Origin of the sequence: Acidovorax sp. NO-1 (assembly GCF_000238595.1) — a bacterium.
In the GTDB taxonomy this organism is placed as follows: domain Bacteria; phylum Pseudomonadota; class Gammaproteobacteria; order Burkholderiales; family Burkholderiaceae_C; genus Acidovorax.
Genome location: NZ_AGTS01000144.1, coordinates 10534 through 31226, shown reverse-complemented (window position 1 = coordinate 31226; position 20693 = coordinate 10534). Strand labels below are relative to the sequence as shown.

The 20693-nt window shown below is 60.6% G+C and carries 19 protein-coding genes and 1 pseudogene; 10 read left to right on the top strand and 10 right to left on the bottom strand.

Annotated elements, in window-relative coordinates:
- From KYG_RS20435 to KYG_RS20425, 3 genes and pseudogenes are all read left to right on the top strand, one after another.
- Nucleotides 1-1012, top strand: a pseudogene (locus KYG_RS20435) (DUF802 domain-containing protein); the annotation flags it as partial.
- Nucleotides 1009-1668 (top strand): OmpA family protein, encoded by a 660-nt coding sequence (locus tag KYG_RS20430; protein WP_008906833.1) that lies wholly within the window; start codon nt 1009-1011, stop codon nt 1666-1668. The pseudogene KYG_RS20435 and the gene KYG_RS20430, both read left to right, overlap by 4 nt.
- Nucleotides 1661-2260, top strand: a complete 600-nt coding sequence (locus KYG_RS20425; protein ID WP_008906832.1) for a DUF2894 domain-containing protein — start codon at nt 1661-1663, stop codon at nt 2258-2260. Before KYG_RS20430 ends, KYG_RS20425 begins: the two co-directional genes overlap by 8 nt.
- A 20-nt stretch (nt 2261-2280) precedes the next feature.
- On the opposite strand, the gene KYG_RS20420 is transcribed toward KYG_RS20425, so the two are convergent.
- On the bottom strand, nt 2281-2718 hold the full coding sequence (locus tag KYG_RS20420; protein ID WP_008906831.1) for a DUF3703 domain-containing protein: 438 nt from the start codon (nt 2716-2718) through the stop codon (nt 2281-2283).
- Nucleotides 2719-2721: 3 nt separating this feature from the next.
- Nucleotides 2722-3372 carry a cation transporter gene (locus tag KYG_RS20415; protein WP_008906830.1) on the bottom strand — a complete coding sequence of 217 codons (651 nt, stop codon included), beginning with the start codon at nt 3370-3372 and terminating at the stop codon, nt 2722-2724.
- A 69-nt stretch (nt 3373-3441) separates the two neighbouring features.
- Here KYG_RS20415 and KYG_RS20410 point away from each other — a divergent pair, with 69 nt between their 5' ends.
- The 4 genes from KYG_RS20410 (at nt 3442) to KYG_RS20395 (ending at nt 6647) form a co-directional block, all read left to right on the top strand.
- Entirely contained in the window at nt 3442-3903 is a 462-nt protein-coding gene (locus KYG_RS20410; RefSeq protein WP_008906829.1) for a Cd(II)/Pb(II)-responsive transcriptional regulator, read from the top strand.
- Nucleotides 3904-4070: 167 nt separating this feature from the next.
- Nucleotides 4071-4871, top strand: a complete 801-nt coding sequence (locus KYG_RS20405) for an ABC transporter permease (RefSeq protein WP_034695605.1) — start codon at nt 4071-4073, stop codon at nt 4869-4871.
- A gap of 64 nt (nt 4872-4935) precedes the next feature.
- Nucleotides 4936-5973 (top strand): MlaD family protein, encoded by a 1038-nt coding sequence (locus KYG_RS20400; RefSeq protein WP_008906827.1) that lies wholly within the window; start codon nt 4936-4938, stop codon nt 5971-5973.
- A complete protein-coding gene (locus KYG_RS20395) occupies nt 5973-6647 on the top strand; it encodes a hypothetical protein (RefSeq protein WP_008906826.1) in 675 nt (224 codons plus the stop codon). Before KYG_RS20400 ends, KYG_RS20395 begins: the two co-directional genes overlap by 1 nt.
- 26 nt (nt 6648-6673) lie before the next feature.
- Here the strand turns inward: KYG_RS20395 and KYG_RS20390 are convergent, their stop codons facing one another.
- From KYG_RS20390 to KYG_RS20380, 3 genes are all read right to left on the bottom strand, one after another.
- The gene (locus KYG_RS20390) at nt 6674-6973 is read right to left on the bottom strand and encodes a hypothetical protein (RefSeq protein ID WP_008906825.1); all 300 of its coding nucleotides are present in this window, start codon (nt 6971-6973) and stop codon (nt 6674-6676) included.
- 197 nt (nt 6974-7170) lie between these two features.
- On the bottom strand, nt 7171-7353 hold the full coding sequence (locus KYG_RS20385) for a hypothetical protein (protein ID WP_008906824.1): 183 nt from the start codon (nt 7351-7353) through the stop codon (nt 7171-7173).
- A gap of 189 nt (nt 7354-7542) precedes the next feature.
- Nucleotides 7543-7869 (bottom strand): hypothetical protein, encoded by a 327-nt coding sequence (locus tag KYG_RS20380; protein ID WP_008906823.1) that lies wholly within the window; start codon nt 7867-7869, stop codon nt 7543-7545.
- A gap of 374 nt (nt 7870-8243) precedes the next feature.
- On the opposite strand from KYG_RS20380, the gene KYG_RS20375 reads away from it, so the two are divergent.
- The 3 genes from KYG_RS20375 to KYG_RS20365 are packed head-to-tail and all read left to right on the top strand — an operon-like array spanning nt 8244 to nt 10191.
- A complete protein-coding gene (locus KYG_RS20375; RefSeq protein ID WP_008906822.1) occupies nt 8244-9434 on the top strand; it encodes a site-specific integrase in 1191 nt (396 codons plus the stop codon).
- Nucleotides 9435-9494: 60 nt separating this feature from the next.
- On the top strand, nt 9495-9878 hold the full coding sequence (locus KYG_RS20370) for a type II toxin-antitoxin system RelE/ParE family toxin (RefSeq protein WP_008906821.1): 384 nt from the start codon (nt 9495-9497) through the stop codon (nt 9876-9878).
- Nucleotides 9868-10191: a DNA-binding transcriptional regulator gene (locus KYG_RS20365; RefSeq protein ID WP_008906820.1), complete on the top strand. Its 324-nt coding sequence runs from the start codon at nt 9868-9870 to the stop codon at nt 10189-10191. The genes KYG_RS20370 and KYG_RS20365 overlap by 11 nt, the downstream gene beginning before the upstream one ends.
- Nucleotides 10192-10457: 266 nt before the next feature.
- Here the strand turns inward: KYG_RS20365 and brxL are convergent, their stop codons facing one another.
- Genes brxL through pglX form a run of 5 tightly spaced genes read right to left on the bottom strand, consistent with a single transcriptional unit; the run spans nt 10458 to nt 20683 of the window.
- Complete coding sequence (gene brxL / locus KYG_RS20360) at nt 10458-12533, bottom strand: protease Lon-related BREX system protein BrxL (protein WP_008906819.1); 2076 nt, start codon at nt 12531-12533, stop codon at nt 10458-10460.
- Nucleotides 12534-12560: 27 nt separating this feature from the next.
- Entirely contained in the window at nt 12561-15167 is a 2607-nt protein-coding gene (gene pglZ / locus KYG_RS20355) for a BREX-1 system phosphatase PglZ type A (RefSeq protein WP_008906818.1), read from the bottom strand.
- Nucleotides 15164-15925, bottom strand: a complete 762-nt coding sequence (locus KYG_RS20350) for a hypothetical protein (protein WP_008906817.1) — start codon at nt 15923-15925, stop codon at nt 15164-15166. The genes pglZ and KYG_RS20350 overlap by 4 nt, the downstream gene beginning before the upstream one ends.
- A complete protein-coding gene (locus tag KYG_RS20345) occupies nt 15922-17127 on the bottom strand; it encodes an AAA family ATPase (protein WP_008906816.1) in 1206 nt (401 codons plus the stop codon). Before KYG_RS20345 ends, KYG_RS20350 begins: the two co-directional genes overlap by 4 nt.
- Complete coding sequence (gene pglX, locus KYG_RS20340) at nt 17120-20683, bottom strand: BREX-1 system adenine-specific DNA-methyltransferase PglX (protein WP_008906815.1); 3564 nt, start codon at nt 20681-20683, stop codon at nt 17120-17122. Before pglX ends, KYG_RS20345 begins: the two co-directional genes overlap by 8 nt.
- Nucleotides 20684-20693 lie beyond the last annotated feature (10 nt).

Below are 20693 nucleotides of genomic sequence, written 5' to 3'. Positions count from 1 at the left end.
GGCGGCGGACACGCAGCGCCTTGCGGGCTGGAGCCAGTCCATGGAGGGCATGGCCAGCCGACTGGCGGAGCAATGGCAGCAGGTGGGCGAGCAAACGGCGCAGCAGCAGCGCGGCGTATGCCAGGCGCTGGAGGGCGCTGCGGCGCAGCTCACCGAGCGCATGACGGAGCAGGTGCACCAGGCCCTGGGCGGTGCCGCCCGGTTGATGGACCAGTCGGACGCACTGTTGCACACCCGCATCGAGGCCGAAGCCCAATGGGCCGAAACCCAGGCCCAGCGCATGGATGCGCTGGCGGGCGTGTGGCGCACGGAATTGGTGGCGCTGCGGGATGCCGAGGCGGCACGCGGCCAGGCCGCGGTGGAGCGGCTCGATGCGTTGCAGGCCGCTGTGGCCGGGCACCTGGCCACCCTGGGTTCTGCGCTGGAAGCCCCACTCACGCGATTGCTGCAGACAGCGTCGGATGTGCCGCAGGCCGCGGCCGAGGTCATCACCCAGCTGCGCCAGGAGATGGCCCACCTGAGCGAACGCGACAACGCGGCCCTGGCAGAGCGCACGGCGATGATGGAGCAGCTGGGTGTGTTGCTCCAATCGGTGAACGAAGCCGCCGGGCAGCAGCGCGCGGCCATTGAATCGCTGGTGGGGTCTGCGGCCTCGGTGCTGGAGCAGGCGGGGCAGGAGTTTGCCCAAGCGCTCGGCGCGCAGGCGGGCAAGGTCGATGAAGTGTCGGCACACGTGGCCGCCAGCGCGGTGGAGCTGTCGAGCCTGGGTGAGTCCTTTGGCCACGGCGTGGGCCTGTTCACGGCCAGCAACGAGAAGCTGATGGACAGCCTGCAGCGCATCGAAGTCGCCATTGGCCAGTCCATGAGCCGCAGCGATGAGCAGTTGGCCTACTACGTGGCACAAGCTCGCGAGGTGATCGATCTGAGCATTTCTTCGCAGCAGGGCATCGTGGAAGACCTGCGCCGCCTCAACGGGCAGATGGCCGCAGCGGTGCAGGGAGTCGCCGCGTGACCGGCCTGGACGACACGCTGGACGATGCCACCGAACAGACGGCCCCGGTGTGGGCCGTGTTTGGCGACCTCATGGCGGGCTTGCTGGGTGCGTTTGTGCTGATTCTGGTGGGCGTGCTGGTGGTGCAGATCGACCTCGTGGCCAGCCTCAAGCAGGAAGTGGAAAAGCGGCAGATGGAAGAAAAGCGCCGCATGGCGCTGGAAAAAGCGCTGGCGATTCCGCTGGCCAGCGGCCGCGTCACGGTCAATGAAGGCCGTATCGGCATCAGCGGCAGCGTGCTGTTTTCGGCAGGCTCTGCCGAGCTGCGCACTGAGGGCCGCCAGCTACTGCAAAGCCTTGTTGGACCGTTGAAGGTGTACCTGATGGAGCGCGACGAGATGCTGATGGTCAGCGGCTTCACCGACAACACCGCACTGCTGCAGGGGCGCCAGCAGCGTTTTGCCGACAACCTGGAGCTGTCGGCCCAACGTGCGTTGACGGTGACCCGAGCCCTCATCGACGAGGGCATGCCCTCATCCCAGGTGTTTGCCGCCGCCTTCGGTGCCGAGCAACCGGTGGCCGACAACGCCGACGAAAGCGGGCGGGCCCAGAACCGCCGCGTCGAGATGGCGCCTGTACCCCGCGCTGCACCTCCCAAATCTGCCCGCAATGAGTGAAAGCGAGCCATCGCTGGATTCGCTGCGGGCGGAGGGCGCACACCGCCACGACCCGGTGCGTTTCCGGTACCTGGAGGTTCTGGCCGCGCGCCTGCCCGCGCAGACACCGGCCGTGCAGCAGGTGCTGGCGGGCAGGCTGCAAGCCGCGATGGCGGACTACGCGGCGTGCGCCCGGGCGGCGGCCTCCCGACCGCAGGCTGCAACAGCGCCAGCCGGGGCACCCTCTGCACTGGAGGCGCTAAACGGCGACCTCGCTGCCCGCGCCCGGGCTGATGCAGATGCAGTGTTGCTGGATGGTGGCGCCAGCGTTTCAGACATGAAGAGCGTGCGCCGCTTCGGCGAAGTCTGGTCGAAAATTTCTGCAGAGCAGCAGGTGGCCGAGGCCATCACGCGCGGGCCGGAGAACGCCGGGCCGCTCAATGCGCACCGGCTTGTGCTGCGTTCCCTGGCGTTGATGCGGTTGCTCTCGCCCGACTACCTGCGGCACTTTTTGTCGCAGATGGACACCCTGCTGTGGCTGGAGCAAGCCGCTGCAAAACCGGCCCGGACCCCTCTCAGGCCAGGCCGCGCGGCACGCTCTGCCAAGCCCTGAATGCCGCCGCGGCCCCGTGTTCAGACACCCACGTCGGTCGGCCGCGCCGGGGCGATCGCCGTTTCTTCCAGCGCCTTCTGCATAAGCACCGTCACTTCAGCTGCCGGCACCATGGGTCTGAAGGCGCTCACATGGGATCTTCCGATGTTGCCCAGCGGCAGCCGTGCCAGCAGATGCCCCAGGGGCACCAGCGCCAGCCGCAGGAGCTGACCAGCGGCCTCGCGCGCATCGCGCAGGGCCAAGGCATAGCGCAGCATGGCGGTGTGTGAGCGCCAGTGCAGGGGCAACGAGGTCTGCCCCAGCACGTGCGCCGCCTCGAGCCATCGCCAGCGATGGGCCGGGGGTGCGTCAGGCTGGCGGGCAAAGCTGGTCAGCAGGTGGTCAAAAGCGGCGCGCCGGTGCTGCGCGTCAGGTGCAGGTCGCGGCGCGCTCAACGGGGTGGACAGGCGTTCACGCATGGCTCATTGCCCCTGGGTTTGCGGGCTTGCGTGGGTGCTGGCAAGCTCTTGCCGAGCGTGGCGAATCACCGTCCAGCCGCCGCTGATGGCCAGGCCCGCCATGACGGCCGCCACCGCCAGGTCGGGCCAGGCGGTGCCGGTGCCCAGCACGCCCAGGGCTGCGCCCATCACGGCCATGTTGCCCAGTGCATCGTTGCGGGTGCACAGCCACACACCGCGCATGTTGGCGTCGCCCCCCCGGTAGGCGTAGAGCAGGGCGGCCACGCCCAGGTTGGCGGCCAGTGCCAGCAGGCCTACGCTGCCCATGGTGATGGGCTCGGGCGGAACGCCTTGCAACGCACCCCAGGCCACGCGGCCGATTACGAACACGCCGAACGCCAGCATGCTGGCCCCCTTGAACAGCGCGGCGCGTGCGCGCCAGGTAAGCGCCATGGCCAGCACCCACAGCGACAGACCGTAGTTGGCGGCATCCCCCAGAAAATCGATGGCATCGGCCAGCAGCGATGCCGAACCTGATCGGGTGCCTGCCCCCAGTTCCACCACGAACATGGCAGCGTTGACCACCAGGGCGATCCACAGGATGCGACGATAGCGAGGGTCCGCGGTGGCGGCAGAGCCGGTGGTGCAATGGTCGTCATGGCAATGGGCAGACATGGGTTTCTCCGTTCAGTTGTGTAGGCGATGGCATGATTGGAAACTTTGAAGTCACTTGCAGGTCAAGCCATGGATCACAAGCTTGCGCATTTCCGCATCGGTGAAGCGGCTGAGCAGTCGGGCGTTTCGGCCGCCAACATCCGTTACTACGAAAAAGAAGGGTTGCTGCCGCTTGGGGCACGGGGCGAAAACAGCTACCGTTTGTACAGCGAGCACGATGTGCACCAGCTGCGTTTCATCCGCCTGTGCCGCGCCATGGACATGTCGCTGCAGGAGGTGCGCACCCTGCTGGCGCTGGACTGGAGTCAGAAGGCAGACTGTGATGCTGCGCGCGACACGCTGGACGCGCATCTGCAGCATGTGCGTTCCCGCCTCGCTGAGCTGCAAACGCTGGAGGCTGATCTGCTGGCATTGCGCAACCGGTGTGATGGCACCGACGGCACCTGCCACATCATCGAAGCCCTGCACGCACGCGCGGATGTCGCGCCCGCAGCGCCCATCACGGCAAGCGGCGCAAAGCGGCATGTCTAGGTCCTGGCTAGGGTGTGAACAACTGTTACTCTCAAACGCCTGAAAATGCTACTAAAATGATAGCTGTTTGCGCTTTACCAATAAGCGTCAGAGGCATAAAACATGCAAATATTGCAGTACCCCACCGCGTGCGTAGCCCCCTGCGCATGCACCGCTATGATCCGCCCATGATTTCGCGTTTGCCCGGCCTCTCCCTGCCAGAACGTGTGTGGAATACCGCGCGGCGCTGGGCGATTGCCTGGTGGCGCATCCTTTATCTGGGGGCCGTGGTGCTGGTGCTGGTGCTGTCGCCGTCCAGCTATGGCAAGGGCACGCGCAGGGCGCTGGCGCGCCACATTTACCTGGACACGGCCCCGGTGCTGCTGGGTTTCACGGTGCTGGCGGCGCTGCTCAGTCTGGTGCTCACGCGCATCGTGGTGGTTACGGCGCTCAGTTACGGGTTGTCCCGCTATGCGCTGGAAATGGTGATCCGGGTGCTGGTGCTGGAGCTGATCCCCCTCACGGCAGCGCTGTTTGTGGCCATGCGCTGCACGATACCCAATGGCACGCAGATCTCTCGACTGCGGCAGACCGGCCGCTTTCATGCCCTGCGCGTGAACGGTTTTGACCCGGTGCGCATCGAACTTCTGCCCCGCGTGATTGCAGGCGTCTTTGCCTGCATCACGCTGGCCGCGCTCAGCTGCGTGGTCGCCCTGGTGCTGGCCTACCTTGGGGTGTACGGCTTCAATCTGGCAGGGCTGCCCACCTACACACGCATGTTCGGCCAGGTGTTCACGTCCAGTGTCACCATGGTGTTCGCGCTCAAGACCGTGTTTTTCAGCCTGGCGGTGGCGCTGATCCCCATGGCGGCAGGCCTGTATGACACTGGCGACCGCACCCAGCCCGATTCGGAACTCGGCGGGCTGGCCCGCATGTTTGCGGTGCTGCTGCTGATCGAGGTCATCTCCCTCATGGGCAACTACTACTGATCCCGGGTCATCGCCGCAATCCTGCACCCACCGTACCTCCCCCACAGATCCACGCCACGGCACCATGAACGACGAGCATCACGAACCCCGCCGAACGCCGCCCCCTGGGCCGGCCGAGGCTTCTCCGGCCACCGACGTACCGCCTGTGGAAACCCTGCGCCCGGTGGCCTATCTTGAGATCAAGGCTGCGGCGCTGTTGCTGTTTACCCTGGCGCTCATTCTGGGATCCGGCCTGTACCTGCTGTATGCACGCGGGGCGTTCGAGCCCACGCAGACCCTGGTGCTCACGGCCGACGACTCTGAAGGCGTGGTGGTGGGCATGGACATGACGTTTTCGGGTTTCCCCATTGGCCGTGTGCGCCGCATCGAACTGGCCGACACCGGCAATGCCCGCATCATCGTGGACGTGCCGCGCAAGGACGCGCACTGGCTGCGTGAGTCGAGCGTTTTCACCCTGGTGCGGGGTATCGTGGGGGGCACCAACATCCGCGCGTACACAGGCATGCTTGACGACAAGCTCCTGGCCGATGGCGCCGTACGCCCGGTGCTGCGCGGCGACGCCACGGCCGAGATTCCGCAGCTCATGGCCTCTGCCCGGGAGCTGCTGACCAACCTGAATGCGCTCAGCGCCCAAGACGGAGCCCTGGGCGGCAGCCTTGCCAACGTGCAGGCGCTGACCGAACGCCTCAACGGCCCGGGTGGAGTGCTGGGCGTGCTGATGGGCAACGAAACCGATGCGAAGAAAATTGTCTCCACGCTGGAACGCACCAATGCCCTGCTGGCGCGCCTGGACGGCATGGCCGCGCGCGCAGACCGGCAGGTGTTTGGTGCCGAGGGGAGCAAAGACGCCCTGGTGCCCGAGGTGCGCGCCACGGTGGCCCAGCTCAACGGGCTGCTGGCAGACACCCGCACAAGCCTGCAAAAGGTGGACGCCGTATTGGTGGAGGCACAGGCCATAGGCGCCAACGCCCGCGAAGCAACCACCGACCTGGGGGCCCTGCGTGCCGAGGTGGAAAGCAACCTGCGCAAGGTGGAAAGCCTGGTCAACGAAATCAACCGCAAATGGCCATTTGCCAGGGACACGGAGATCAAGCTGCCATGATGACCGATCACGCCGCCTTGCGTACTTTTGGCGCCATTCTGGGCGCAGCAGTGCTGTTGTCCGCTTGCTCCAGCAAACCTCCGGTGCCAGACTGGCAAATGAACGCACAGGCATCCGTCCAGAAAGGAGTCGAAGCCTATCTGTCGGGCAATGCCCGGGTCGAGAAGCTTGAATGGGACCGCGCACGCGCGGAAATAGCCCGCACAGGGCGCCCTGACCTCCTTGCGCGCCTCGAACTCATGCGCTGCGCAGCCCAAGTTGCAAGCCTGGTGCCAGGCACGTGCGAGCGCTTCGAGCCCCTGCGGGCCGACGCGGCGGAGCCCGAACGTGTGTACGCAGAGTACCTGGCGGGCCGTGTGCAGCCCAGCGCGGTGGCTTTGCTGCCCGAAGCGCAGCGCAAGGTGGCAGCGTCCTCCGACACGGCAGCTTTGGCCGCGGTGCAAGACCCGCTTTCCCGCCTGGTGGCGGCGGGCGTGCTGTTTCAGTCCGGTCGTGCCAGCCCCGAGGTAATTGTGATGGCGACAGACACTGCATCAGCCCAAGGCTGGCGCAGGCCTTTGATGGCCTGGCTCAGTGTGGATCTGCGGCGCGCTGAAGCTGCGGGCGATCAGAGCGCGGCGGCAGCATTGCGTCGACGCCTCACCATCGTGGAGCAGGGGACTTCCCCCCGCTAGAAAACCCATCGGCCTCCACGCTGCGCCTAGTGAAGGCGTGCCTGCAACTGGTTCTCAATCGATTGGCGTTCGATGGTGAACTGCTGTGCGCTGATTTCGTTGGCTTCGTATTTTCTTGCGGTCGACAGCAGCAGGATCGTGTTTTCAAGCCGCGTGTCTTGTTGCAAAGACGGCGGAAGCGCTGTCAGCCGGTCAAAGCTTTGCTTGTACAGCTCACTCCACCGCAGTGCACCTGCCCGTGCCTGCGCGTGCGCGCCATCGTGCCACCGCACATACTCTTCCAGCGAGCCATCCCGAGGGCTGGTGCAGCCCGCCAAGGCGGCCATCAGGGCAACGACCGAAAGGGTTCTTGCAACCACTTCACGGCTAAGAACCATTTGAGAGATTCGACAACGTGTAGCCACGATCGCCCTCCGTTCTGCACATTCACCGAAAAACCCGGTGTGCAGCGTCGGATCGTACTCCGATGCTATGGTTTTTTCCAGCTACATGATCCGAAAGCGGTGGATTGTGCGTGGCGAGGTCACTCCAGGAAGCTGGAATCGACGAGCTGGTTAAGCCCACTGGGGAGCAACGGCATGGAGTCCGCCGATTGCACGATGACATCCGGCATGAGCAGGGATGCAGCGGCAAGCACTGCGAGCACAACCGTACCGGCAAACGCAGCCAGAGCACGGGTTCGTGGTGTGAGAGGGCGGCGTTGCATGGTAGGTCCTTTGGTCAAATTCGAATGGGAGTCCCAATGAGCTCCCGGCAGCCTCAATGGCTGATGGGCAGGATTTCATCAAACCCACCGCCGGGCGTCTGTCAGACAACGGCGACTATCTCGACAGCCCGTGAAATGTTTCGTTTGGTTGCAAACGCCGAGCAGAGCGTCATCCAATGAGGGCCCGGCTCACGAGTCCAATGTCGTCTTGTTTGCATCACGTTCCATAAGGCAGCTGTCTGCGGCAGGCAGCCATTCAGGGGAGCGCATGCCTTCTGCGGGGACCGGACTGATGTATTGAAATCGGTGGTGGGGGTAAGTCTTTGACAGCGCAGCCCGCCCCTGCGGCGAAATGGCCAGCACTTTCGCCTTCTGCTCTGTGGCACCAATACCTGGCAGCTGCGCCTCCACCAGCCGCGCCGCCGCCAGCACCCGCAGTTTGTCGACCTCGCACGCAGTCTCGATGGTCATGGGCAGCTTGCTCTGTGCAACCACGAACAACAACTCCATGGGCATGGGAAGCTCCTTCAGAATAGAGCCATTTATTCTGAATCTGGCAATTGCGGTTGCCAACTATTTAAACTTTTTGCAACAACTACATGCGTGGTTGCGATCCTTTTCGCGTTTGATCAGCGCATCGCCAACAAAAAAGCGCCCGAAGGGCGCTTTTTTTGATGACCGACTGGCGGAGAGGGCGGCAGTCGAACCCGGGTTTCACTTTGCGTCAAAAAATCTCAAGAAATCAGAAAATAACCCAATAAAAACAATAGTTTATGATTTTTGTTGTTTCACGGGGTTTCTGATGGCATCTCTCAATCTTGTGTTTTTTCCGTATACTTTTCCGTATAACGAGACCAAAATTTGGGTCTCGTCTCCGTCGAACTCCACCCATGGTCAAAGCCAACAAACTCACTCAATTGCAAGCCACTAGGCTCAAGGAGCCGGGCCTGCATGGCGACGGTGCCGGCCTGTGGCTCAAAGTCACCGAAGGGGGCTCCAAGTCCTGGATTTTGCGCTACGCCTTCAACGGTCGTGAGCGCTGGACGGGACTGGGGCCATACCCCGAAGTCTCCCTGGCCGATGCCCGCGACAAAGCCATGGCCTGGCGTCGTCAGGTGCGCCAAGGCATCGACCCCATGCAAGTCAAGCACCAAGCCGCTGCCGTAGCGCGTGCCGAGCAAGCCAAAACCATCACGTTCGACAGTTGCGCTGAGCGCTATATCGAATCACACCGATCTGGCTGGAAGAATGCCAAGCACGCCGACCAGTGGACGAACACGCTGCAAACCTACGCAGCCCCCATCATCGGCAAGATGGATGTCGCGCTGATTGAAACCGCGCACATCATGCGCGTGCTTGAGCCGGTGTGGCATACCAAGGCAGAAACCGCCTCGCGCCTGCGGGGCCGTTTGGAAGCTGTGCTCGATTGGGCCACCGTGCACCGGTACCGCACGGGAGACAACCCCGCCCGCTGGAAAGGCCACCTCGACGCACTGCTGCCCGCACGCTCCAAAGTCGCCAAATCAAAGCACTTCGCCGCACTGCCTTGGCGCGACATGAAACCCTTCATGGCCGAACTGCGCCAGCAAAGCGGCATCGGTGCGCTGGCTCTGCAGTTCACCATCCTCACCGCCGCCCGCTCAGGCGAAGTGCGCGGTATGGCCTGGTACGAGGTGGACTTCGAGCACAAACTGTGGACCGTCCCTGGCGAACGCATGAAAGCCGGGAAAGAGCACCGGGTACCGCTATCGGATGCTGCCATGCAACTGCTGGAGTCTTTGAAGGACACCAAGCTGGCAGACACCGACATCGTGTTTCCCAGCACGCGTGACCACAAACCCCTCTCCGACATGACACTCACCGCCGTGCTGCGGCGCATGAAGCGCGACGACATCACCGTGCACGGTTTCCGGTCCTCGTTCCGGGACTGGGCAGCGGAAGCCACCGACTATCCCCAGGAAATGGCGGAAATGGCGCTGGCGCACATTGTGGGCAACAAGGTGGAGGCAGCCTACCGGCGCGGGGACATGCTGGAGAAGCGACGCGCGATGATGCAGGCGTGGGCCTCGTTCATCCTCTAGTACGTTGGCTATATGCCGTGCACAGAGTTTGTACTATACAACTAAGTGATATAGTCGCCTATGAGCAAGAAGCGTGTCTTCAAAACCAAACACTTTGCCAAGTTCGCCTCAAAAGCGGGCTTAACGGACGCAGCCCTTTGTGATGCCGTCAAAGAGATGGAGCAGGGGTTGATTGACGCCGACCTGGGCGGAGGTGTCGTGAAGAAACGCGTTGCTTTGCCTGGGAAAGGTAAGAGCGGTGGCTCTCGTACTATTGTTGCGCACAGGAAGAAGTCGCACTGGTTTTTTGTGTATGGCTTTGAGAAGAACGACAGAGCCAATATCACCGACCGAGAGAAAGTCGCGCTTCAAAAGTTGGCCGCTGATTTGTTCGCCTATTCCAAAGCGGACCTGGATGCCCTTGTAGCTGCTAAGAATGTATTGGAGATATGCAATGACTGCTAAAGCAAAAAAGGCTGCCAGCCCGCTGCTGGCCGCACTGCATGACACTGCTACGGACCTGCATAAAGCAGGCTTCATGGACCTGAAGTCCCTGCGTGAATACGATGCGCTGTGTTTGGATGATGAAGTGTTCGAAGCAAAGGATATCGTCAAGCTTCGTTCCCAGCTGCAAATCAGCCAGGGTGTGCTCGCGGCGTTTGTGAACACCTCAACGTCTTCGGTGGCGCAATGGGAAGCTGGTGACAAGCGTCCTGGCGGACCTGCGCGGCGCGTACTGGGTCTGCTCAAGCGCAAGGGGCTAGAGGCTTTCGCTTGATTCCCTTTACAACCGGCTAATGTTGCTCTGACATGGCCGTGGCCTAACATCGGGTCTAGATGCTGAGCTCAAAGCCGGTATTAGCGGGCACATTCGAAGCCTCGGTTTGAAAGGGTATGAATGTCTAAGAAGTTTTCTGAGCTGCGGGCTGCAATGAGTCTTCAAGCGCGCTCGCAGGCTTCTAAGCTCGCACAGAACATGCTGAACGAAATGCCTCCGCATGGGCTGCATAGTGCTCAGGAGCTATCGAAAAACAAACGCGAGGATCACTCAACTCCTAAAGCCTTGAACGCAGCATCCACCGGGTCGGAATAGAAGCTGGTCTGGAACTTTGCAAACAACTCGCCCGGCACAGACGGAATGTCCGTCACGCTCGACATTGGCAGCAAGATGCGCTTCGCGCCCGCATCGAAAGCGACTTGCATGCTTTCAGCCAAGTTACGCACCTGAACAATCGTGCCGCCCAGGCTCATATCTCCCAGCACTGCCAACTGCGACTGCACCGGCTTAGCAAGGGCTGCCGAGCACAGCGCAATGAAGCTGGCCAGCGTCAGCGCTTGGGGGGCACCACTATTTTGCAGCTCCACCAGGTGGGTATGAAAATCCCGCTCGCCCGGCTTGATGGAGGCACTCACCCGCGATGAGTTGGCTTTGAAGTAGTCAAACGCCACCTTGACTGCCTCCCGTGGCGCTGCCCCGGACACGTTGACCTTGCCGCCGCCTGGAATCGACTGGATCTCCAGCCGGTAGATACCCGGCATTTCTGAGGCACCCATGCTGATGGTGTGCAAGGTGCCTGGCTGCAGGCGCCCCTCCGGCACCAATGCACCGCCCGACTGTTCAGGCACTGTCACAAAGCGCTCCACACCGTCTTCCAAATCGATGTAGCTGAAATGCACGTCGTAAAACTCCATGCCGCCGATCTTCTTGAGCTGCTCCTTCACGCGGCGTCTAGTTTCCAGCGCATATTCCAGGCACTTGCGCACTGACTCCTTGGTGTACTCGCCATTAGGGCACACCAGCTTGAGTAAGCCCGACGTAGTGCGGCGCACGGCAATGGTGTCACGCTGGTTCAAGTTGTTGCCCAGCTTGAACCATTTGTCGATGGCATCGGCAAAGCTGTATTTGCGCATCTCGCGCAGGTACTCCGCCAGGTAGTCCACGATCAGGCCGTACTGGTTGGTGAAGAACTCGGGCCGCATCTTGGGGATTTCCCAGCCCGGCACATAGGCATGGAAGCGGTCAAAAAAGGCCGAGTCGATCATGGCTTCGGGGAAAGGGGCCAGCAGGTGCGAGGTCTTGACCAGCGACTCCACGCTCTGGTTGATGTTGCCCACGAACACCATGGCAGCACTGGCATTGATGGACTCACGGCCCCGGCTGAACGAGCCCGAGGCCATATAGTCCTTCATGATCTGCACGCCGTCGTGGTCCTTGAAGTTGATACCTGCCACTTCGTCAAAGGCCACCACGTCCCACAAGCCCACCAACCCCACCTTGCGCGCACTCATGTTGTAGAACAGGTTGGCCACCGTGGTCTGCCCGCCCGACACCAGAATGCTGTTGGGGCTGATCTCTTTGTAGATGTGGCTCTTGCCGGTGCCACGCGGTCCCAGCTCGCAGAAGTTGTAGTTGTTTTCCACCAGCGGCACCATGCGCGCCAGCAGGTGCCACTTTTCACGCTCTTTGAAGCAGGTGGGCTCCATGCCCGTGGAGCGGATCAGCGCATCGATCCACTGCGCATCGGTGAAGGCCTTGCGCGCCTCAAACAGTGCCTGCATGTCCATGTTGGGCATCTGTATTGGCTTGAGCTCCGTCACGGTGAAAGGCGAGCCGCGCTGGTCTTCCTCAAAGTGGTACTTCAGCGTGACGATGCACCAGATACCGCCCACCAGCAGTTTCTCGAACTGGCGCACATACGAGTCAGAAATCTCGGCGTTCTTCACGCCCAGGTTGGACAGCAGCGCTTCGTATAGGTCCCGCTTCTCATTGAGCTTGACGGTGATCTTGTCGATCACTTTGTACGTGCCGCTTTCGCGCACCTTCGATTTAACCTTTTCTGCCTCGTCAGCGCGCACATAGTTTTCAGCCAGCACGCGCTTGACCATCTGCAGCCCATTCTGAATGGTGGCCTCGTCGTTGCTCGCGCAGTACATGCCCAGCAGGTACTCCAGCACGTACACCGGCACATTGGCACCTTCCTTGATGAGCTTGGTCAGATCCTTGCGGACGACCTTTCCAGCGAAGTGCGTGTTGAGCAGATCGTCAAGGCTCGCGTCTGCAGCGGACTCCAATGCTTCGGATGGCGGCGCGGCGATAGAGGGGTTCAGTTCTTGTGTCATTCGCGTTTTAAAAAAAGCCGCATTCCATTAAAAGTCGCTGCCAAAGGCTAAGTCCACCTTTATGGGCAGTCGTAGCACTTCCACCTTGGTGATGGCATCGCGCATCACCAGGTCATATCGGCGGTGGGGGTCATGCGCACCGGCGAGCACCGTCAAAAATACCGAACGCTTGCGCTCATCCAGCAACTGGGAGGTGCTGTCGAACGTCAGTGTCTGCTCGTCGCTGATCGGCGCGTCGCCCTCGCGCAGCGAAACCACCACCGTGCGCGCCAGCACCCGCTCGGACACCGCATCGGTCTGTATGAACTCGAAACGCTGCGAGCTGGTCACCATCTTGCCCACGTTGCCCAGCACGCTGATATTCACTGGCCGGGTCTTGGCGTGGTCGGCCTCGCTCTCACGCACTGTAATGACTGGCACCACCACCTCTTGCGGCATAGCACTGCCGTGAACAAAGCGAGCGCCCCCGGCAAAGTGAAAGCGGCTGGCCCCTTTGGGCACCCAGAAATCCAGGCTGCCCTCAAGCGTGGTGCCCGCCGTCACCGCCGTATTGCCTGCCCAGGCTTTGGCGGTCGTGCCAAGGTTACGGCCGATCAGATAGCGCTTCTTGGCCTTGAGCGTGCCTACGGGCTTGTCTTCCAGTGTCGATTTGTCGGCCCCATCCAGGGGTGACTCCTGGTAAATGAAACCATGGTCGGACGTTACCAGCACGGTCGAGCCGTTGAGCGAGTTGATGATGAAGCCCAGCAACTGCGACAACTCCTGCACCGTCTGCGCCGCCGCCTCAAAGGTCTTGGACTCTGACGCCTGCTTGTCACCCGTCATGTCGATGCGGTCGTGGTAGATATAGATGAGCTGGCGGTCACGAACCAGATCGCGGCCTTTTTCCTTGCCCAGGGCCATCAGGTCTTCGGCCTTGATCGCCATGCCGCCGACGCCCTTTAGGTGCTCATTGCGCTGCTCCAACGTAGCAACAAGGTGACCATCAGCCAGCACATCGAGGTTGGCGCTTTCCTTGTACGCCAGCGTCTGGTGCGGCAGCAGCGCCGCCATGCCCAGCGCGGTGTAGCTGGGCAGCACACCCAGCATGGCGCCCAGCGATGCCTTGAAGCGGTTTTTGCCGTTGGTGAACTGCACCAGCTCCTGCGCCACTTCGTAGCGCAAAGCGTCTGAAATCACCACAAACACCCGTTTTGCGCCCCCGCTGTACAACGGCTGCACCTCGCGCTCATAAAACGCCTGCTGCGGCGTCACATCCGGGATGGCCCAGCGTTGCAGCAAGCCTTGATCGCCTTCCACCACCTTGGCCCAGGCGGCACCCAGCTGCGGCACAAACCAACCGGAATACACATTCTCGATAGACGTGCGCAGCTCATGCAGCACCGCCCAGCCTGAAGGCTCCACGGCATCGGCTGCCGTGTGAAAGTGGCGGTACAGCTGGTCAAAGCGGTACAGGTACTCGCGGTACTGGCCAAAAGCCGTGGCCGCACCGGCGAAGCTGAAGCCCGCCGCGTGGCTGGCCTTGAGGCTGAAAAAGTCTGCCGCTGCCGTGAGCGCGTCGTAGCAAGCCGCCAGCGCACGGGTGCGCTCGCTGGCACTGGCCAGCAAAGGATTGGCCCAATGCCCATCACGCCGCCGTGCAATCAACCCATGCACCACGTCCATGTTGGCACCTGCCCCCGCCACGATGCGTTGCTTGAGGTCTTGCACCACCCGCAACTCCACCTCCTCGAAAGCCATGCACTCGGCCAGTTGCTCTGCCGTGTAGCTGGCCAGCAATTGCGCCAGATTCAGCTCTTGCGCCAGGGCGCGGGCCAGCACGTTGTAGCTGCTGAAAAACGCCAGGTCTGAGCGCCAACGCGCCGCAAACACCGAGGCATTGGCTGCCAGGGCGCGGTCGGGCAACACAAAGTGCGCCAACTGGCGCGGCGGTGCACCGTCCAGGCTCCGGCACAGGTCCGTCACCAACACACGCACCAGCAGGTCACGCAGGTTAGGCTCTGCGTCGGCATAGCCCAGTTGCGAGCGCACCAGTGCCCAGAACGCAGGCGCTAAATCGTTGGCCGCAATGTCTTGCCAAGCCTTGGGCTGCGCAGCCAGGTCGGCCTCGCCATCCACCACCAGCGCAGCAAACAAGCGCTGCAGCATGGCAAACAGCTCTGGCTGGTCGGCACGGGTCAGCACGGCCAGCATCTTGCGGTCCAGATCTGGCGCACCGTCGCCCGGCAGCACCAGGCGCTTGAGGCGCTCCACCCGGTCCTTGGCGCGCAGAAACTTGGCCCGCTCTTTCAGATGGTGGCGAAGCGCCTGGGTGGTCAGACCCAAGTCTTCCAGCAAGATGGACGTGGTGTCGGCCCGAAACGACTTGCTGCGCAGGCGCACGTCCAGCAGCCAGTCTTGCGCGGGCTCCGGCTCGGGCTGGGTGCTGTAGATCAGCCAGCGCTGACCCGGCGCGCGCTCGATATCAATCTTCACGCGCAGCGAGGGCGTTTCGTCCAGGCGCACCAGTTGCACGCCCTCGGGGGGCAGGCTGCCTACTGTCGATGAGAACTCGGCCTCCACGTCGTGCCAGAAGACCACGGGGTAAGACGCGAACAAAGTTGACAGGCTGTCGGAGATGCGTTGACTGCTCATGGTTGCTGGTTAAGTTGAGCTGCTGCAGGTCGCAATATCAACTCTGCAACTTCATGAAAGCGATCAAAGAATGCCTTGAAACTGGGCATGGTTTGCAGCGGCCCCCAGTTTTCCGGATGGTCCGCACACCATTCGGCGAGCTGAGCAGCAGACTGGCGACCTCCAAAAGCTTGGGCCAGCAGGGCTTTTGCACGATGCTCCGATTGTTCAGTGCCTGAAATTTCTTCCAGAGCCGCGTGCGAGTGATGGCCCTGCTGGGTGCATGCGAGAAGCCACGCTTCAGATACAGGTTTGGGCACCATGGGCACACCGTAGGCAAAACCTGCTGCACCAAACCCGTCCATCATGCTGTCCCACTTGGTGTTCCAGAGTTGCCCAGGAGCGCTGCGGGTGTTGTCTGTGTCGTGGAATAGCACCGCCATCACTGCTGACTCATCGGGACCTTGCAGCTCCTTCGCCTTCAAACCCAACTGCAATGCATTGTTGAAGTAATAGCCGGTTTCAGCGGCTTTGCTTCTACTTCGGAGTCGCTGCATGCGAACGGCATCCTGCTTAGAAGCCTGCTTAAGTGCCGTCTCACTTACGAAAATGACGGCTCCTGGGACGATGAGCAACTCATAGTTCAGCAAAGCCGCCCACAGCCTTTGCAGCCAAATCATCATCGGCCCTGGCGTGAAATCACCGTCACAGCACTCCCCCTGCGCGTTGTTACAGGCACCCATATCCGAAGGGCCTTCTCCGCTGACGATCACCCTCATTCTTCTGCATCCCGCATTGCTTGGGCTTCGGCTACAGCCTCCGCACGGATCGATTCTTCGTGCTGTCGATCTGCCTCAATGCATTCTTGGCTCAGAAGCCGCAAGTCGGTATCCACGAACGCATCTCCAGGCCCCATCGCTTCTAGCTTCGCCGCTATACGAGGAATGCCAAAGAATGGCCGAATACGTGTCTCCCCCTCCGGCGTTTTGTAAAGCAACTGCACCGCACTGCGGGCAACTTCGTCGGGCAAGTAGTTCAGCAACAAGGGACTGTGTGTGGTGACCAGCAACTGCTGAGGGCTTTGCAGCAACGTGTCCACCAGCGTTTCCACAATTTCCTGGTTGATGCCGTTCTCCAGCTCGTCGAGCAACAGCAGCGAACGGTCAGACTCTGCTTGGGTCAAGACCGCCAGAATGCGCAGCAGCCCGTCATTCAGATGCAGTGCTTCTGTCTCCAGCTTCTGTGCCCCAAACTGCTCAAACACGGACAGTTTTTTCCAGCCTGACTTTTGCGAGGTGATCTTGAAATCGACCAAAGCGGGGTAAAACTTCTGCAGCAGCGTGACCAAAGCTGCTTTGCGCTCCCCCTTGATGTTGTCCAGATACGCCGACAGCTTCTCCCCACCAGCCCCGATGTCGTGCTCACTGACGCGCGCGCTTTTGCGCAGCAAGTGCGGCGAAAGCAGCTCCAAAGAGCGAACGCGGCGCAGTGCATCCCGAAACTCCAGCAAGGCCACTGGCAGCTCCGAGTCCTTTAACGCCGAAAGAATGGAACCCTGGTACTCAAAGGCAATGCTTTGGCTGGGCTTGCCCTCCAAGTGAAATGCCTGGCCGCTCGAACGCAGGAGAATGCCCGCACTATCACTTGCGCCGAGGTAAGCGTGTTCTTGCGAACACCGCAAATCCGATCGATTGAACACGCCAACCCACGTCAGCTTCCCGCCTGTAGATGGCGCGAACGTCACGTTGAAGGTGATATTGCTCTCTTTGCGCAGTTTGCATTTGAGATCTGCAGCCGACCAGCCCCGGCGATCCAGCCAGCCCTGGACATCGCCGCGCATCAGCTGCGACAAAAAGTCCAGCGCCTGTAAGACTGTACTTTTACCCGCGCCGTTCATGCCCACCAGGCAGTTGAAGTGCCCGAGGCGAAGCGTCACTTCTGCCAGCGACTTGAAGTTGACTACCCGTACAGAATTAATCATCGCTGCTCCCTCCGGTGACGATTTTCACCCCCTCCAGCAAATCCCCAAACTTGCCATAGTTCACCTTCACGCCATCGTCTAGGTCGAGCTTGATGCGCATGTCGGCGTAGTGGCGGAGTTTTTCGTCGTAGGCCAGCAGCTCAGCGTGCTTTTTGGTGAGCTTTTCGATTTCCTTGTTCAGCTTGTTGCGCGCGGTGGTGCTGCTGGCGGCTGCTGCGTCTTTTTGCAGCATCTCGATGCGGCTTTGGATCTTGCCGGTGAGGGGCACGACGTATTCGGCGCGCAGGCGGGCGAGTGTGCCCTCGTGGTAGCGGTGCAAATAGACCAGGGCCTGGAAGGCGCCTTGTTTGCCGCTGCTGAAGAGCCAGTAGATGGGGCGCTTTTTGTAGGTCTGCAGGTGGTCTTTGAAGAACTTGTCGGCGATGTAGCGGCGGATGGTCTCGTCTGGGGTCTCAGACGCCTTGGTGCCCAGACTCTCGGCCAGCCAGGCCATGTTTTCTTCCAGGGTGTCTGGCCCCCAGACTGCGCGCAGGAATTCGCGGATGCGGCTGGGTGCGTCGTCGGCAAACCAGAGTTCGTCGGTGATGGGGACGATGCCGTCGGCATCAGCGGGGAAGGTGGCGTAGCGGGCAGGCTCGAAGCCGACGTTGCCCGCGTGGGCGTAGATCAGGCCGGGCTCGTCGAGGCTGTAGCGGCCCATCATGCAGCCGATGGCGTAGGAGATTAGTTTTTCAGTTTGTGTCGCCTCCACAGGCGCCAGGTAAGCGAAATCACTCTTCGATCCTGCCAAGGACGATTCCTCTCCAAGCCCATAGGCAGCAATCAGGAAACTATCCACTTCACTTGTTAGTTGATCCGCCTGTCGAATTTCAGCACACCGTCTGTCTTGTAATGCTTCCCAAGCCAACCGGGCAGACGCCAGACGATCTCTAATTAATTCAGGACATTTGAAATTCCAGGAAGTCTCTGATGAATCCCATTCACTCTCAGCAATCGAAATAAGAGCTTGAACCCTTTTCCCAATTTCGGCAATTGAATCGGTTGACAAATCAGGGATCGGGATAAGTCGTATTGCCCCAACATTAAAGTCCAAAGTCGGTGCCAAAAACTCAAACATCGCGTTAGCGACCTTTGAATTGAGTAGACTTAAAACCAGCGGGCTGTCGACCGCGCTCGGAAAAGCACTCGCGCCTTTCGCACTGAACGTGAACCCTTTAGGGCTCAGACGCGCTCCAAAAGTCCCGCCCATCGCGGACCAAGTAATGCCTTGTTGAAAGTAGAAATTTCGTGATGGCAAGCAATTTCCAGATATGGCTAGCGTCTCATAGTTTTTTTTGTCAAAAGCGACCACATAGTCATTATTGCCAAACCACTTTCTGAATTCTCCTCCCTTGTTGTAAGGCACCCACTTACGTCCGCTGGAAAAAACATCCTCTTTGCAACTCGCGTCGAACATCATCTTGCTTTGGCTTATCTCGTACCAAAAGCGCATGAATTTATCGTTATTCCCAGTTTGAAACCCTTGACGAACTGGCGCAATAGATTCAATATTCCGCCCCTTGTCGAAGCAGGCAATGACAGATGGTGATAGCCAGTAGGCCATTCGTCCCTCTGGGATTCTTGAAAAATTCTTTTGAACGAACTTGATCGAGGACCTTTCACTCAAAAAGGCATCCCGCTTCTCTGTCTCTGTTTTTGGTTTTACCAGCCTAAAACAGTCGATCACTCCATCCCCTGCCAAAGATTTTTGAGTAACAGTAAAAGCAACTACCCTTACGATTTCACCAGAGATGGTCTCAAATGCTCTTGGCCCAAGATGCAATAGAGTTGCAATTGACGATTCTTTTTGAATTTTTTTCCTTAATTCTTCAAAGGAGGGTAAAAACATCCATCCTTCCATCGTTATGAAGGCAAGTGAACCATGTCCAGGCCTTAAAGCAACCATTCCCCTGTCTATGAATGCTGCATAAATGTCGGCCTTTCCACTCGGAAAATTTGCCTCTGAAAAGCTTTTCAGCGCATCGTTCATACCGTTTCGGCCGCCCATATAAGGCGGATTCGCCACCACCGCATCAAACTGCATCGTCAGTACCTGCGCCTGCTGCACCAGCGGCAACAAATCATCCGCCGCTGCGCTGGCATACATATCCTCGCTATGCTTTGCTGAGGTCATCGCCTCCGGCAAAACGGCCAGATGCGTCTTGAGCGCGTGGGGAATCTGGATCAGCGAGCCAAAGGTTTTTGCGTGTTCAAAGGTTTCCACCAACGCGGCGATGGTGGCGCGCTGCACCTTGAACGGGGCCAGGTGGGTGGCGAGTTCGTCCACGCTCAGGCCTTTGCTCTCCTGCAGGCTCAGCACATTGAGCTTGGGCGGCTGCAGGTTGCCGGCGTTATCCGTGGCAGTGAACAGGCGGCGGTCGTCGGCGCGGGCTTTCATCAGCAACGCAAAGCCGGCCATCTGGGCAGCACGATCGTCAATATCCAGGCCGTAGAGGTTCTTTTCCAGAATCAGGCGCGGGATGGCTCTGGGCTGGTAGCCGCGCTCCAGGTAGATGGCCTTGAGCACGTCATAGGCCACCACCAGGATGTGGCCACTGCCACAGGCCGGGTCCAGCACGGTGATGGATTCGGGGTTGAGGGTGTCACCGTCTTCGCGCACGCGGGTCTGGATAAGGGCATCGAGCTGGGCCTGCACCTCGGGCGTTTGCTCGGCGGGGGTGATGTAGTACGGCCACTCTTTGGCCAAGGTGCTTTGCGGGTTGGCCATGAGCCACAGGCGGCCCACGCTGTTTTGCACCAGGTATTGCACGATCCAGTTGGGCGTGAAGAGCTGGGTGGCGGCGGGGATGTCTTCGCTTTTGACGACCTTGCCAATGACCTGGTCCTTCTTTTCGCTGATGTAGAACTGGTACAGCCAGCCGATGATTTCGACCTCGGCCCAGTCTTCTTCGGGGATCTCGGCCACCAGCTTGGCAATGACGGAGTCGCTGCGCAGCAGGTTGTCGGGTAGCAGCAGCTCGGAGTCGTCGTCAATGCGCTCAAACAAAAAGGGCATGGCGCGGGACAAGGCGTTGCACTGCGCGACCAGCAGCATGCGGTACAGCTCGCCATCGCGGTTGCCTGCGAGTTTGAGTTCGGTGACTCGCACCGCGTTCAGGCCAGGCAGTTCACTGGTCAGATCTGTGGCGTGGGTGAGAATGTCTGGAAGCCCCCCCGAGGTGCTGGACAGCGCCCGGTGGCCGTGGCCCAGGTAGTCGTGTAGCTCCATGTAGCGCAGCGCGGCAAAGCGGTTGAACCAGGTGTAGGCCACGGCTTCCATGGTGTGGGCAAAGCCGTCTTTGCGGATGCGCTCGATCAGCTTGTTGCGCTGGGCGTTGACCTTGGCGGGCCAAGCTTGTCCGGCGATGACGGTAACGTCGCCCTGTGTTTGGGCGGGGGCTACTTCCAGCGTGCCGACCTTGTCGGAAAGGCCCAGCAGGTTGGCGCGGGCGGTGACTGCGGCGATGAAGTCTTTGCGGGCCTGGGGGGCGTAGGACTTGAGGTTGGACTTGTTCATGTTTTTATGG

Excerpts from the sequence above, each read along its gene's own strand:
- KYG_RS20425 (WP_008906832.1), top strand. The coding sequence starts at position 1,661 with ATGAGTGAAAGCGAGCCATCGCTGGATTCGCTGCGGGCGGAGGGCGCA.
- KYG_RS20420 (WP_008906831.1), bottom strand. The coding sequence starts at position 2,718 with ATGCGTGAACGCCTGTCCACCCCGTTGAGCGCGCCGCGACCTGCACCT.
- KYG_RS20415 (WP_008906830.1), bottom strand. The coding sequence starts at position 3,372 with ATGTCTGCCCATTGCCATGACGACCATTGCACCACCGGCTCTGCCGCC.
- KYG_RS20410 (WP_008906829.1), top strand. The coding sequence starts at position 3,442 with ATGGATCACAAGCTTGCGCATTTCCGCATCGGTGAAGCGGCTGAGCAG.
- KYG_RS20405 (WP_034695605.1), top strand. The coding sequence starts at position 4,071 with ATGATTTCGCGTTTGCCCGGCCTCTCCCTGCCAGAACGTGTGTGGAAT.
- KYG_RS20400 (WP_008906827.1), top strand. The coding sequence starts at position 4,936 with ATGAACGACGAGCATCACGAACCCCGCCGAACGCCGCCCCCTGGGCCG.
- KYG_RS20395 (WP_008906826.1), top strand. The coding sequence starts at position 5,973 with ATGACCGATCACGCCGCCTTGCGTACTTTTGGCGCCATTCTGGGCGCA.
- KYG_RS20390 (WP_008906825.1), bottom strand. The coding sequence starts at position 6,973 with ATGGCCGCCTTGGCGGGCTGCACCAGCCCTCGGGATGGCTCGCTGGAA.
- KYG_RS20385 (WP_008906824.1), bottom strand. The coding sequence starts at position 7,353 with ATGCAACGCCGCCCTCTCACACCACGAACCCGTGCTCTGGCTGCGTTT.
- KYG_RS20380 (WP_008906823.1), bottom strand. The coding sequence starts at position 7,869 with ATGCCCATGGAGTTGTTGTTCGTGGTTGCACAGAGCAAGCTGCCCATG.
- KYG_RS20375 (WP_008906822.1), top strand. The coding sequence starts at position 8,244 with ATGGTCAAAGCCAACAAACTCACTCAATTGCAAGCCACTAGGCTCAAG.
- KYG_RS20370 (WP_008906821.1), top strand. The coding sequence starts at position 9,495 with ATGAGCAAGAAGCGTGTCTTCAAAACCAAACACTTTGCCAAGTTCGCC.
- KYG_RS20365 (WP_008906820.1), top strand. The coding sequence starts at position 9,868 with ATGACTGCTAAAGCAAAAAAGGCTGCCAGCCCGCTGCTGGCCGCACTG.
- brxL (WP_008906819.1), bottom strand. The coding sequence starts at position 12,533 with ATGACACAAGAACTGAACCCCTCTATCGCCGCGCCGCCATCCGAAGCA.
- pglZ (WP_008906818.1), bottom strand. The coding sequence starts at position 15,167 with ATGAGCAGTCAACGCATCTCCGACAGCCTGTCAACTTTGTTCGCGTCT.
- KYG_RS20350 (WP_008906817.1), bottom strand. The coding sequence starts at position 15,925 with ATGAGGGTGATCGTCAGCGGAGAAGGCCCTTCGGATATGGGTGCCTGT.
- KYG_RS20345 (WP_008906816.1), bottom strand. The coding sequence starts at position 17,127 with ATGATTAATTCTGTACGGGTAGTCAACTTCAAGTCGCTGGCAGAAGTG.
- pglX (WP_008906815.1), bottom strand. The coding sequence starts at position 20,683 with ATGAACAAGTCCAACCTCAAGTCCTACGCCCCCCAGGCCCGCAAAGAC.